This is a genomic window from Shewanella psychrophila (assembly GCF_002005305.1).
GTDB lineage: Bacteria > Pseudomonadota > Gammaproteobacteria > Enterobacterales > Shewanellaceae > Shewanella > Shewanella psychrophila.
The window spans coordinates 3611609-3624696 of record NZ_CP014782.1 but is presented as its reverse complement, the minus strand read 5'-3'; the positions used below and the strand labels follow the sequence as shown (position 1 = coordinate 3624696).

General features: G+C 44.5%; 10 protein-coding genes and 1 pseudogene. 8 read left to right on the top strand and 3 right to left on the bottom strand.

From position 1 onward, the window contains the following. Positions 1-45: 45 nt before the first annotated feature. Positions 46-798, bottom strand: coding sequence for an outer membrane protein OmpK (locus sps_RS15520; RefSeq protein WP_077753352.1), 753 nt, complete (start codon positions 796-798; stop codon positions 46-48). A 629-nt stretch (positions 799-1427) separates the two neighbouring features. Between sps_RS15520 and sps_RS15515 the strand changes: the two genes are divergently transcribed. Genes sps_RS15515 through sps_RS15505 form a run of 3 tightly spaced genes read left to right on the top strand, consistent with a single transcriptional unit; the run spans position 1428 to position 3833 of the window. After that, positions 1428-1898 carry an NfeD family protein gene (locus sps_RS15515; RefSeq protein WP_077753351.1) on the top strand — a complete coding sequence of 157 codons (471 nt, stop codon included), beginning with the start codon at positions 1428-1430 and terminating at the stop codon, positions 1896-1898. A gap of 49 nt (positions 1899-1947) precedes the next feature. Then, a complete protein-coding gene (locus tag sps_RS15510; RefSeq protein ID WP_077753350.1) occupies positions 1948-2895 on the top strand; it encodes an SPFH domain-containing protein in 948 nt (315 codons plus the stop codon). Continuing rightward, positions 2892-3833, top strand: a complete 942-nt coding sequence (locus tag sps_RS15505; RefSeq protein WP_077753349.1) for an SPFH domain-containing protein — start codon at positions 2892-2894, stop codon at positions 3831-3833. Before sps_RS15510 ends, sps_RS15505 begins: the two co-directional genes overlap by 4 nt. 88 nt (positions 3834-3921) lie before the next feature. Here the strand turns inward: sps_RS15505 and sps_RS15500 are convergent, their stop codons facing one another. Together sps_RS15500 and sps_RS15495 are read right to left on the bottom strand one after the other, a co-directional pair. After that, positions 3922-6348 (bottom strand): EAL domain-containing protein, encoded by a 2427-nt coding sequence (locus sps_RS15500; RefSeq protein WP_169915782.1) that lies wholly within the window; start codon positions 6346-6348, stop codon positions 3922-3924. A gap of 83 nt (positions 6349-6431) precedes the next feature. Beyond that, positions 6432-7322: an ABC transporter substrate-binding protein gene (locus tag sps_RS15495; protein ID WP_169915780.1), complete on the bottom strand. Its 891-nt coding sequence runs from the start codon at positions 7320-7322 to the stop codon at positions 6432-6434. Positions 7323-7817: 495 nt separating this feature from the next. Between sps_RS15495 and sps_RS15490 the strand changes: the two are divergent. From sps_RS15490 to sps_RS28885, 5 genes and pseudogenes are all read left to right on the top strand, one after another. Beyond that, positions 7818-8169 (top strand): annotated as a pseudogene (locus sps_RS15490) (RidA family protein). Positions 8170-8270: 101 nt separating this feature from the next. Then, positions 8271-10436, top strand: a complete 2166-nt coding sequence (gene uvrD / locus sps_RS15485; RefSeq protein WP_077753346.1) for a DNA helicase II — start codon at positions 8271-8273, stop codon at positions 10434-10436. 109 nt (positions 10437-10545) lie between these two features. Beyond that, positions 10546-11412, top strand: a complete 867-nt coding sequence (ubiA, locus tag sps_RS15480) for a 4-hydroxybenzoate octaprenyltransferase (RefSeq protein WP_077753345.1) — start codon at positions 10546-10548, stop codon at positions 11410-11412. Between the two features lie 316 nt (positions 11413-11728). Continuing rightward, complete coding sequence (locus sps_RS15475) at positions 11729-12286, top strand: hypothetical protein (protein ID WP_077753344.1); 558 nt, start codon at positions 11729-11731, stop codon at positions 12284-12286. 138 nt (positions 12287-12424) lie between these two features. Further along, positions 12425-13087 (top strand): hypothetical protein, encoded by a 663-nt coding sequence (locus tag sps_RS28885; protein WP_237157851.1) that lies wholly within the window; start codon positions 12425-12427, stop codon positions 13085-13087. Position 13088 lies beyond the last annotated feature (1 nt).

Below are 13088 nucleotides of genomic sequence, written 5' to 3'. Positions count from 1 at the left end.
AAAAAAGGCGCTTTGGGCGCCTTTTCGTTATTACTGCTCTCTTGATTAAAAATGGTATTTGGCGATCACCGAATAGGTGTTCTGGTCTATGTCGTCAACACCATATTTGTTCTGCCAGTAATCATACTCGATACCGACAAAGAGCTTATTCTTCTTATGCTCGCCAAAGATGACCGCACCGAGATCGTATTTTAGTTGAGGATTGAAGTGGAAATTCTCTTCATAACCTTGGTTGTCTGTAGCGAATACCCAATCGATGAATCCATCGAAAACGATATTGGAATTACCCACGGGAAAATCCATTCTAAATGCAGGAGTGACTTGCCAGCCGTCGCTGATGTTGCCACTGCTGATAGCATGGCGACGATAGGTGTTAAGTGTAAAGTAGGTGAAGTAAGGGATTTTTATATCCATGCCTAGGCCGTATAAGAAACTCTTTACCGGTCCTTCGCCTTCCTCGAAGGTCATGGCCAATGAAAGATCTGTTACCGGGCCAAAACCGATTTCTTTGCCTAAGATTTTCCCTGCGCTGAGGCGTGTGGAGATCTCACCATAAGTCGTACTGCTTTTGTCGACATTCGAACCATTGAAGTAAGTTACATCTTGAAACGCGAACCAATCACCATATTTCCAGCCGCCAGCAGTCTCGAAAGTAAAGGTGGTGAGTTTATCGGAAGGAGCAAGGTCGTACTCCTCACCATATAGAGCTGTCACACTCGCATCCCACCAGTGTATTAAGTCATCAGCTACCGCTTGGGGCGTCGCTAACATTGCTAGATAAAGCCATTTCTTGTTCATCTCAAACCCTCTTTATACACCTCTGTGGTGTATTTTTATTTATAATTTTAAGTGTTTATTGTTTTATAGAAAAAACTTACTCTTTCTTGTTAGTTAACTTCTACTCGAAATATTTAAGGTGGAATAATTAACTTAAGCGTTTGATTGAATTTGTTTTTTATTTAGAGTTAAAGCATTAACAAAAGTTACAGTAATCAAAAATAAATAATTAGGCCATATTTTTTGATTCCACTGAATAAAACGAGATAATTACCGATAGTTTGCTATCAGACTTGATTAAAGATTGGTTATTCGATTGGTGTTGTTGTGAGCCTGATGCATTATATAAGTCGGCTCCCTTGAGGCAAAGTTGCTGCTTGCTTCAACGATTTATTTCCAGCTCATATTTTTTGTCTCAAACTCAATGACTATCTAGCGATACAAAACAAGAACTATATCAAGTGGTTGATTCGGATCACATGCCTGTTGTGAACCTGAATAAGCCTATGCTTGTGGTTAAATCGTGTACATAATCAAATGATTGGCTGATTTAGTGCTTAGTATTGATTTTTTTGTGACATATTATGTCGCGAAAGGTGTTAACTGCTGATATAGTAGTTTTTACGGAAACCATGATTTCAGGGGGAAATATGGAGTTTTCTAATCCCATTATCATTTGGGCCTGCCTGGGTGTTTTTTTGATGCTGGCAGAGATAATTATCCCAGGTGGCATAGTCATCTTACTCGGCGGTGCATGCCTGCTTGTGGCTGGAGCACTCACTGTTGGCTTCGTCGATGGAATCGTTCAGTCGTTGACCCTGTGGTTCATCGCATCTATCGTCTTATTGTTGAGTTTTAGGCAAGTGACTCAGAAATTGGTCGGTGGAGATGTTCATGTGGCTAACACAGATGAAGAGCTGGAGCTCTATAACCAAATAGCGTTAGTGAAAGAAGCCATAGGGCCGGCGCAGAAACAGGGCCGTATCGAGTTTCAAGGAACTGAGTGGTCAGCATTAGGTGATGGCAGTGAAATAGCTGCCGGAACTCGTGTGCGTATCATCTGCAGAGATAATATTGCCTTTGTCGTAGAGCCCTATGAAGGGGCTGAATACACCAAATAAACTGTGATCTATTTATGAACAGATTAATTAATAAGTAAGGATGGAATCTATGTTTGTGTTTACCCTATTTGTGCTGTTTATCTTTTTTATTCTCTATAAGTTATTGTTAATTGTCCCCATGCGCGAAGTGAATGTAATCGAGCGTTTAGGAAAGTTTCGTGCCGTACTGCAACCAGGGTTTCACTTCCTGATCCCCTTCTTCGACAGAGTCGCATATAAGCATGAGATCCGTGAACAAGTCTTAGATGTTCCACCCCAGAGCTGTATTTCGAAAGATAACACCCAGCTTGAGGTTGACGGTCTGGTTTATCTCAAGGTAATGGATGGCAAGCTTGCCAGTTACGGCATCGAAAATTACCGCCTAGCAGCGGTTAACTTAGCCCAGACAACCATGCGTTCTGAGATAGGTAAATTGAATTTAAGCCAGACGTTTTCTGAGCGAGATAGCCTCAATGAGTCCATCGTTCGTGAGATAGATAAGGCCTCCGACTCATGGGGTATCAAGGTACTTAGATATGAGATAAAGAATATCACTCCTTCGAGACACGTTATTCACACCCTAGAGAAACAGATGGAAGCCGAGCGAAGTAAGCGCGCCGAGATCACCTTAGCTAATGCCGAAAAAGCGGCGATGATAAACTTATCTGAAGGTGAACGACAGGAGGCGATTAATGTCTCTGAGGGCCAGAAGCAGAAGCGTATCAACGAGGCTAAAGGTACGGCTTATGAGATCAGCATAGTTGCCAAGGCAAAAGCGGAAGGGATGGAGATGTTGTCGACGGCATTGGCCGTGAATGGTGGCCATGATGCGATGAATATGCAGTTAAAGGAGCAGTTTATCGGTCAATTGGGTAAGATTTTGGAGGAAGCTGATGTCTCGGTTGTGCCAGCCGAGATGGCTAAGTTAGAAGGTTTTTTTGAGGGAATGGAGCAGGTAACACATGCCGTCAGCGCCTCTTCGGCAAAGACTAATACAGTGAAAGGAGTTCGCTCATGATTGCAGGAATAGATACAGATTTTATCGTGCTGGGTATTTGGGGGCTTATCTTTGCCGTCTTTATCATCAAATTATTTCAATCTATCCGCTTAGTGCCAACGAAATCGGCCTATATCGTCGAGCGTTTAGGTAAATATCACGCCACCTTAGATGCAGGGTTTCATGCCTTAATTCCCTTCATCGATAAAGTGACATATATACATGACCTCAAAGAGGAAACTATAGATGTGCCACCTCAAGAGTGTTTTTCCAGTGACGAAGTTAATGTTGAGGTCGATGGGGTGATTTATATCTCTGTGATAGATCCGGTCAAGGCCAGCTATGGAGTCACAGATTACCGCTATGCTGCGATTCAATTAGCCCAGACGACGACACGTTCTGTCATAGGCACTCTAGCGCTAGATCGTACCTTCGAAGAGCGCGATGTGATTAGTGCCAAAGTGGTTGAAGTGTTAGATCTAGCTGGAGCCACATGGGGCATTAGAGTCCATCGATATGAGATCAAGAATATTACTCCACCTGAAACAGTAAAAAAAGCCATGGAGATGCAGGTGAATGCTGAGCGCTCGCGCCGTGCCTTGTTAGCAAAGAGTGAAGGTGACAAACAGAGTAAGATCAATCGCTCTGAGGGTGTTAAGGCTGAGATGATCAACCTTTCTGAAGGTGAGATGCAACGTCGTATCAATGAGGCCGAGGGTAAAGGTGAGGAGATTTTAACGATTTCTCGAGCAACCGCCGAGTCTATCGTGCGTATTGCCGAAGTGATTTCAGCTCCCGGCGGTCAGAATGTGGTGCGTATGCAGCTAGGGGGTCAATATCTTAAGCAACTCGACGGCTTGAGCAATAGTGCCAGTAAAATCGTGCTACCTGGCAATATGATGGACTTCGATCATTGGATGGACAGCATAGGTTTGAAGGAAGAGTCGCCAAACAAATAGTTTAGCATTAAATTTTTAGTCTTCATTAACGACGGCGCACTCAATATTAGTGCGCCGTTTTCATTTAGGTAAACCACATTTATTAAGCTTAAGGTGTGTTTATTGTATTAATATCACATTGAGGCTCAGGGCTAGACATGAGCAGCTTGACGACTGGGCTTGGCTTGCTAAAGAAATAACCTTGGGCATAATCACAATTGATGCTTTTCAGGTAGTTTAATTGTGCCTCTGTCTCGACTCCTTCTGCCACGACTTCTATTCCCAGAGCGTGAGCCATGGCAATCATAGCCAATACTAGCTCTTTGTTTGCTGTACCTGTCTCTATATCGTTGATAAAGCTCCTATCTATTTTGAGTACATTAAAAGGATAAGTTCTCAGATAGTTAAGAGACGAGTAGCCAGTGCCAAAGTCATCCATGGCAAGTGAAAATCCCGCCTTACTCAAGGACTCTAACGCTTCGGTAATATAGTCATGACCGCTGAGTAGAACCCCTTCGGTGATCTCTAATTCAATGTCTTTAGGTGACATCTTAGATTGATTGACGTTATCTATGATGAACGACACTAGATCTGGATCTCTAAACTGGCAGGGCGAGAGATTGATGGCTATTCGAAATGGGCTCAGGTGTTTCTTCTTCCACAATGTAGTAGCGACTATGGCTTGCAGAAAAACAAACTTCCCCAGAGGAATGATAACCCCAGTTTGCTCGGCAATGGGGATAAACTCATCCGGTGATATGTTTCCTAGTGCTGGATTACTCCACCTCAACAGGGCCTCGGCTCCCATTACTATGTTGTTGATGATATCAACTTGGGTCTGATAAAAAACTTCGAACTCACCGCGCTCCAGAGCACCATGTATCTGCTCTTCTATGGCGAGCCTTCTAGAAACTTCCTTGTTCATTTTGTTGGTGAAATAGGAATAGGTATTTCTGCCTTTCTCTTTGGCATGATACATGGCCGAGTCCGCATTTCTTAATAGCTCTGAGGCGTTATGACCATCATCGGGGTAGATAGATATACCAATACTGGCAGTTAAAATCAGTTCACGTTCTCCTACAAGAAATGGCTTCCTAAAACTATTGATAAGGTGTTCGGCAACGGGCCTTGCATTCGCAGCTTGTTTGAGTCCATGTAGCAGTATGATGAATTCATCTCCGCCTAAACGGCCAACGGTATCTCCGTTCCTAATCGAGTTGAGTAGTCGCTCTGCCGACTCTATGAGTAATTTATCTCCGGTTTCATGTCCCAGTGAGTCGTTGATCTTCTTGAAGTCATCGAGGTCGAGAAATAAGACCGCGATATTATCCTTCGAACGTTCGCTCTCTTCTAGCATTTGAGATAAGCGTTCCAAGGCTAGAAAACGATTGGGGAGATCGGTCAGTGTGTCGTAATGAGCTTGATGTCGTATGACCTCCGCCGCTATTTCTCTGTCTGTGGTATCCAGAAAAGTCACAACGGCACCTATTATCTTATCTTCACGCTCTATGGGGTAGGACCAATATTCGGATGTGAACCCACTGCCGTCGGCTCGCCATAGTTTCTCCGAGTTGATGTGGACACCTTTACCTGTGTGCAGCACATTGAAAATAGGACAATCTTTAATACGGTAAGGAGTCAGATCTGCATGTTTATAGTGTATGAGCTCATGCATGTCCTTGCCTAACAGCTCAGTTATATCTCTATAGCCGAGCATCTTAATGCAGGTAGGGTTAGCGAAGATACATTCTCCTTTGAGATCGATACCATAGATGGCCTCGGCGGTAGAATTTAAAATATCTGTGACTAAGAGTTTCTGTTCCAAGGTGGCAATTTCGGCTTGTCTACTCAGTTCGAACCTTTCTTCTAGTTGAGTGGCCATATCATTGAAAGACTGACCCAGCAGAGCGATTTCTCCTTGCCCTTTGATCTGACAGCGAACTTCTAGCTGCCCATCCGCAAGGTTTTTGGAACGTGTGGCTAAGTGCCGGATCGGCCGGGTAACGAACAGGTCGAGAAATAGACTTATTATCACCATGGCGAGCAACAAAAGCAGCCCAATGGGAATGCTAAACAGGCTTACTTTTGACCATATCTGTGCCTGTTCTGAGCTAAGATCGTAGATGACAAAAATAGCCCCGGTACGAGTGGGGCGGATCTCATTGGCTGCACGAGCGAGAACCAAGGGGTAGTAGGCAAATATTTGGTGACCATCGTCAGAAATCTGGATGTCCATCTGTTTATTTTTCTGCACTTGAATAAAACGTTTCATCTCAAAAAGTGGCAGGGCTGAGTTCGCCATTAATCCTTTAATGGCGAACCGGGTCGAGTGTAATATTTTTCCACTCTCATCGAGAGATAGTAAGGTCTTGTAACGAGTATTCACACCTCTAGCTGACAGTGACTGCTCTGCTTCCAGAGGACGATCGCTGCTGAGTTGTTTTTCCATCTGCCTTTGCAGAGCAGAAATATCTTTACGGATAAAGTTTAGACTCGAATTTACGAGCTCAGACTCGAGATCTTTGTAGGACTGCAAAACAACAAATCCCCCTAAGGCACTAAATGTGAATAGTATAAGCCCAGGTAACCAGAGCCTCAGAGAAAGGGTTCTTATTCCCTTCATGGGTTTACTTCTAAAGTGAAGCGATCCGTTGCCAGTGCTTCAACTGAGACTTTATGACTAAGCAGTCGACGTTCATGCATGAAGATGGACAAGTCGGTGGCAATCTCCTCAAGTTTTGATTTTTCTCCCCTGAGAAGATCTAGGTTTTCGGCTAGGCTGGGCAAGTGTAGGCCTTGGTAACTCAGTAGAACTTCTCTTGGAGTCAACTGTAATCTGGCTTTCATTAACTCAGCAGCAGTTTGAGGTTTTTGGTTGAAGTAATCTATCGCCTGGAAATAACCTTTAATCAGCTGTTCTAGCGCCTTGGGATGAGAGTCGATCACATCAGTGTGTACTGCGAGTACATCGATGATCCTCCCCGGTACTTGGCTGCTATCGAAGAGCTGATTGGCGCCAAGAGCAAGAATATTGGTTCTATTGGGCTCGAAGGTGACCACAGCATCTGCCTGGGCGTAGCAAACTTGGTGCTCATCGAAAGAGCAGGCGATGATGTTGACATCACGGGCGCTGAGTTGCGCCGCATTCAGTGCTCCGTTGAGTAGAATTGCGCCAACAGCTGTGTATTCCACGGCGATGTTTTTGCCCTTAAGTTGTGTCAGTGAGGTGATTTCTGGCTTGCTAAGTAGAACATCACCACCATTGGAAAAATCCATCACCAAGATGACTTTCAGCTGATAACCATCTTCCATTACAGTTAATACTTCATCCAGAGTTAATGCGGCTCCTTCTATGGTGTGATTGCGTAATGCATGAATGACTTCGGATGCTGATGTCATTTCAATTAAGTTCACTTGAGAGTCATCATAATAACCTAGGCTACGGGCAAGGTAGAGAGGCTCATATCCGGGCCAGGTATTGCTGGCAATACGCAGTGGTGCTTCTGGCATGGGCTTACAGGCTGATAGAGGAAATATTAACGCCAGAGCTATGAAAATGAACCGCAAGCAGTGCAATTGTGACAGGCTAAAGCAGGAAATCACCCTAAAGACGAGTGGTGAGATGTTTAAGCGTGAAAGAGAATAAGTCACTAAATGCACCATCCTTTAGTCCATTAATTAAATCAAGGTCATCTCAGCATCTGAATTGAGCAGATATGTAGGTCGATAAAAGTCAGTTTTAGCTCACTTATAATATTAATGAGTATAGTTGAAAAAATTTTGAGTGAATTTGTGCTGGCTAGCGTGAATTTTTTTGGTTAATTAAACTCATCAGTGAGCTTATATAGCCCTATGTAGCTTTATTTTATTACCTGCATTATCGATTAATTGCTGATACTCATCGCGGCTTAGTTAGTTATCATTTCAGTTATAATATAGTCGATACTTGATGCTCTTATCGGTAAGATAGCTTCTTTAGAATTCTCCTTAATTTAAGGCATTGCAATGACAATTGAACGTTTAGAAACTGCTACCCGCATGAGCCGTATCGTTAAGCATAATGGCACTATTTATCTGTGTGGTCAGGTATGTAAAGATGCTAACGAAGGAATCATTGAGCAGACATCCAGCATGTTGGAGAAAGTTGATGCTCTTCTTGAACAAGCGGGAAGTGACAGAGAGCACATTCTTGCTGCGAATCTACATCAAGGATATGCAGTACTTTGCCGAGATGAATGCGGTATGGGATGCCTGGGTTCCCGAGGGGCATGCCCCAGCTCGTGCTTGTGTCGCGGCTAAAATGGCTCGTGATGTTTTATTAGTCGAGATATCTGTAGTAGCGGCAGAAAAAGTTTAAAGCAAGGTTTTAGTTCCTAGGACATAGATCCTAGGAACTCGCATCTAGGATCTCTTCCCTCGCTCCTGTTATACTGCCTCCTCGATTTTTTGGAGGCAAGAATGGACGTATCTTCTTTACTAGACGGCCTGAATGATGAACAACGTGCAGCCGTAGGGGCGCCCCAATCCAGTATGTTGGTATTGGCGGGGGCTGGCAGTGGCAAGACTCGGGTATTGACCCATAGAATTGCCTGGCTGATGCAGGTCGAACAGCAGAGTCCATATTCAATTTTAGCGGTAACCTTCACCAATAAAGCGGCGGCAGAGATGCGCGAGCGAGTTGAGAAGGTCAGTGGTAGCAATATGGGGCGCATGTGGATAGGTACTTTCCACGGTCTGGCCCATCGTCTGCTGCGAACCCATTATCAAGATGCTAATTTGCCCCAGACGTTTCAGATCATCGACTCAGATGATCAGTTACGCTTAATCAAACGTATTCTGAAGAGCCTTAATTTAGACGAGAAGCAATATCCGCCTCGTCAGGCTCAGGGCTATATCAACGGTAAGAAAGATCAGGGATTAAGACCTAAGCATATCGATGCCGGTGGCTTTCCAATAGAGCAAAACCTATTACAGATCTATCAGGTCTATCAAGAGTCCTGCGATCGGGCCGGTTTGGTCGATTTTGCCGAAATTCTATTACGTGCTCACGAGTTATGGCTCAACAAACCTCATGTTCTTAAACACTACCAAGATAGGTTTAAGAATATTCTGGTGGATGAGTTTCAAGATACCAACGCGATTCAGTATGCCTGGATCCGTGTGCTGGCGGGTGAAGGTGCTAATGTGATGATCGTCGGTGATGACGATCAGTCCATTTATGGTTGGCGCGGTGCCCAAGTCGAGAGTTTACACAAGTTTCTTGAAGATTTCCCCAAGGCTAGCACCATACGTTTGGAGCAGAATTATCGTTCCACTGGCCATATCCTTAAAGCCTCCAATGAGCTGATCGCCAATAACCCGGATCGCTTGGGCAAGAAGTTGTGGACCGAAGACAAAGATGGCGAGCCTATCTCAATATACTGTGCCTTCAATGAGATGGATGAAGCCCGATTTATTGTTGGACGCATTAGTGATTGGCACGATATGGGCGGCAATCTCAGTAATTGCGCTATTCTATATCGTTCTAACGCTCAGTCTCGAGTGCTGGAGGAAGCCTTACTCCATAAGGGCTTAGCCTATCGTATCTACGGTGGTTTGCGATTCTTCGAGCGACAGGAGATCAAAGATGCCATGAGTTATCTGCGTCTCATCAACAATAAAGATGATGATGCAGCCTTCGAGCGTGTGGTTAATACGCCTGCTCGTGGGATTGGTGGGCGTACGTTAGATATTTTACGTTCTACGGCAAGGCAGCAACAGTTAACCCTGTGGCAAACTTGCTTACGCGCCCTCGAAGAGAAGTTACTTAGTGGGCGAGCGGCGAATGCCATACGTGGCTTCATGGATCTCATCGTGGAGATGCAGCAAGATACTGAAGAGTTGACCCTGCACCGCACAACTGACCATGTGATTGCTAAATCTGGTCTTAAGGCCATGTATGAGGCTGAGAAAGGCGAGAAGGCGCGTTCTCGAGTGGAAAACCTTGACGAGCTTGTGACCGCTGCACGTACTTTTATCATGCCCGAAGAGATTGAAGATATGGGCGAGCTTAACGCTTTCCTATCCCATGCGGCATTAGAGGCTGGAGAGGGGCAGGCTGATGCATTCACCGATGCGGTACAGCTGATGACACTACACTCTGCCAAAGGCCTAGAGTTTCCTGTGGTGTTTATGTCGGGTGTCGAGGAGGGAATATTCCCCAGTCAGATGGCTATGGATGAAGGGGATAGACTCGATGAAGAGCGCCGCCTTTGTTATGTTGGTATGACGCGGGCCATGGAAAAGCTTTACATCACCTATGCCGAGACACGTCGAATCTACGGCCGGGAAAATTTCGCCAGACCGTCACGCTTCATCAAAGAGATCCCAACGGAGCATGTGGAGGAGATCCGCCTTAAGACTCAGGTGAGTGCGCCTCAAAGGGCGAAAACTTCTTTCACCCGTAGCATTGTGGTGAATGATTCAGGCTTTAAGGTTGGCCAAGGGGTGACGCATCCTAAATTCGGTGAAGGTAAGGTGACCAATACCGAGGGCAGTGGTTCTCAAGCCAGAGTACAAGTCAATTTCTACGATGTCGGTAGTAAGTGGTTGGTTGTTGCCTATGCTCGATTGGAAACTTGCTAGAAAACGGTTGAATCCTTGAACTTGTCGATGATAATGCCAATTCTATTTGTTAATAACGTTAGATTAAGATCGTTAAATTAAGCGCCTGAGCGGTTTTGGGAGAGCCTGAATGTTGAGTATTTTAAAGGGTAAGTTAGACGTATATATGCGCCTTGCCCGAATGGATAGGCCCATAGGGACCTTGTTGCTGTTGTGGCCATGTTTGATGGCATTGATATTAGCGGCAGATGGGATGCCGGATCTCAAAGTATTGGTGATCTTTATCATAGGTGTAGTAGTGATGCGGGCCTGTGGCTGTATCATTAATGATTACGCCGATCGGGAACTCGATTCCCATGTAGACAGGACTAAGTCTCGACCATTGGCTAGTGGTGAGATCTCCAGCAAAGAGGCGCTTCTGTTGTTTGCTGTAATGGGACTGTTTGCCTTCGCCTTAGTCTTGATGCTGAATCCATTGGTAGTTCAATTGTCCGTTGTTGGTATCATACTGACTATTATCTACCCCTTTACTAAGCGCTTTACCAACATGCCGCAGATGTTTCTCGGTGTGGTATGGAGTTGGTCTATTCCTATGGCCTACGCGGCGCAGACAGGGAATGTTCCCGCCGAGGCATGGTGGTTGTTTGCCGCCAATTGGTGCTGGACTGTAGCTTACGACACCATGTACGCCATGGTGGATCGCGACGATGACTTGAAAGTTGGTATCAAGTCCACGGCTATCTTGTTTGGTAAGTATGATAGGCAGATTATTGGCTTGTTTCAGCTCGCTGCATTAGCCTGCTTTATTACAGCGGGTTGGGCGGCAGACCGTGGCCTAGTATATGGTTTAGGTGTGATCACTTTTGTTGGCTTTAGCCTCTATCAACAGAAGCTTATTTACGCTAGGGAGCGTGCTCCCTGCTTTAAGGCGTTTCTTAATAATAATTGGGCAGGTTTAGCCCTGTTTGTTGCCTTAGGTGTCGATTACCTGATTTAGTGTTTAACATGACATTGAGCCCAGTGGCTCAATGTCTATTTTTCCTCGTTTCCCACACTCTTTTTCTCTCCTTTATCTATACTTAACTTGGTACTCCTTGTACCCCAACACATAAACTGTGCGGCATGTCCCTATGTGTAATTTTATTAGATGTCTTAACTCTATATTACAGTTGAATTTAGACTTATATCTCGTTTGCAGTGATTAGTTTGGTATTTCACTACAGTATCAGGTTATTATTTGTTCTCTCCCTCGTGATGAGAGTGAGTTTTAATGCAAAAAGTAAATGGATTTAGTTATTTATATGGAGGGAATCATGGCCTATTCTGATACGGCTTTCGAAGCGGGAGATTGGCAATTCTTCGAGCTTATTTTGGCTGCCGGTGTCGCAGCGCTTATCATTTTTTGGTTGATCTTGACGCATTTCAAGCGACAGGGATTTATGTCCTGGAGTTTGGTTATTCTGGCGAGTGCCGGGATGGCGAGTCTATGTGCCCATAGCCGGCTGAATGCCATGCAGTTAGATAGTTTATTGTCTCAAGGCAAGGCAATAGAGATTATCGATGGTGAGTTTCGTTATGGAGAGTATCACTTTCCCTACATGGCTAAGCATGGCATTGACTATCGTGAGATCAATCTGGATGACAGAACCATAAAGCTTTATCACTCTGGCTACCTGCCAAATTCTCGCTGTTATCGTGATTTTTATAGCGATAATCACTTCAATGATAATGTAAATCTACGCCTCTACATTCATTGGTTCGAGAGTAATTATGAGTTTAAGCAACAGACTTACAAACTTAAGGCACCCTGTATCATTAAGATTGAGCGACTTAAAACCGCAGGTAATATGTCGGTTGCCAGCAGGATCTAGCTCCAGCTACTCAAACCTAATTCAGCGTATTTGATAGTGTTGTTTTCGCTGAATGAATGTGTCATTTCCTCCATTTAAATGTCTCCATGGCGTATCTTTTCCTATTAATCGCGACCCGATAAACAGATATCATGTAACATGCTGATAGCATTTGTGTGTTGGGGGCTCTATGAACGTAGCATCAAGTTTAGGCTGATTTTTCTTGTCAGTGCAATCATCAGTTATACATTGAGTTTTCAGCTGCTTCCCGAAAACCTTGATGGAGAAAATAGCCATCTATATGTATTGGCCTTCTCGACTCTCTATTTTGTCATACTCCCTGTCATCTATTGGTATTGCATCATCAAGGTGGGTGGGCAGAAACTGTGGAAGATGCTAGTTATAATCAACTTGAGTAGTCTGATGGCAAGGTTTAGTTTTCCGGCTGAAATAGCCAATTATTTTGAGTTTATCGCCTGGCTACGTTACCCGATTATCGCCATATTGCTGGCTATAGAGCTATTTCTGATGGTGAGTATCGTCAAGGCGCTGTGGCTAGCGCGTAATTTATCCGGTGATCCAAGAGTACATATCTTAGATACCTTTCAAGAGGAAGACGATAAGAAGCGTGCTCTGGCATTAGTCTTGGCATCGGAGCCTGCAAGTTGGTACTACACCATTCCTTATTTATCACGTAAACATGTCAGCGCCATCACTAATCTCAAATTACGTTCGGCTGCCGGTTGGCATTGGTTGATGATGACTCTGGGAACTCTTGTTATGGCCGCTTTGGCTTATGTGGTTATTTCCCCCCTAGAGTGAG

What these genes read in the sequence shown, in the direction of transcription:
- sps_RS15520 (WP_077753352.1), bottom strand. Translation starts at nt 798, where the DNA reads ATGAACAAGAAATGGCTTTATCTAGCAATGTTAGCGACGCCCCAAGCG.
- sps_RS15515 (WP_077753351.1), top strand. Translation starts at nt 1,428, where the DNA reads ATGGAGTTTTCTAATCCCATTATCATTTGGGCCTGCCTGGGTGTTTTT.
- sps_RS15510 (WP_077753350.1), top strand. Translation starts at nt 1,948, where the DNA reads ATGTTTGTGTTTACCCTATTTGTGCTGTTTATCTTTTTTATTCTCTAT.
- sps_RS15505 (WP_077753349.1), top strand. Translation starts at nt 2,892, where the DNA reads ATGATTGCAGGAATAGATACAGATTTTATCGTGCTGGGTATTTGGGGG.
- sps_RS15495 (WP_169915780.1), bottom strand. Translation starts at nt 7,322, where the DNA reads ATGCCAGAAGCACCACTGCGTATTGCCAGCAATACCTGGCCCGGATAT.
- uvrD (WP_077753346.1), top strand. Translation starts at nt 8,271, where the DNA reads ATGGACGTATCTTCTTTACTAGACGGCCTGAATGATGAACAACGTGCA.
- ubiA (WP_077753345.1), top strand. Translation starts at nt 10,546, where the DNA reads ATGTTGAGTATTTTAAAGGGTAAGTTAGACGTATATATGCGCCTTGCC.
- sps_RS15475 (WP_077753344.1), top strand. Translation starts at nt 11,729, where the DNA reads ATGGCCTATTCTGATACGGCTTTCGAAGCGGGAGATTGGCAATTCTTC.
- sps_RS28885 (WP_237157851.1), top strand. Translation starts at nt 12,425, where the DNA reads ATGCTGATAGCATTTGTGTGTTGGGGGCTCTATGAACGTAGCATCAAG.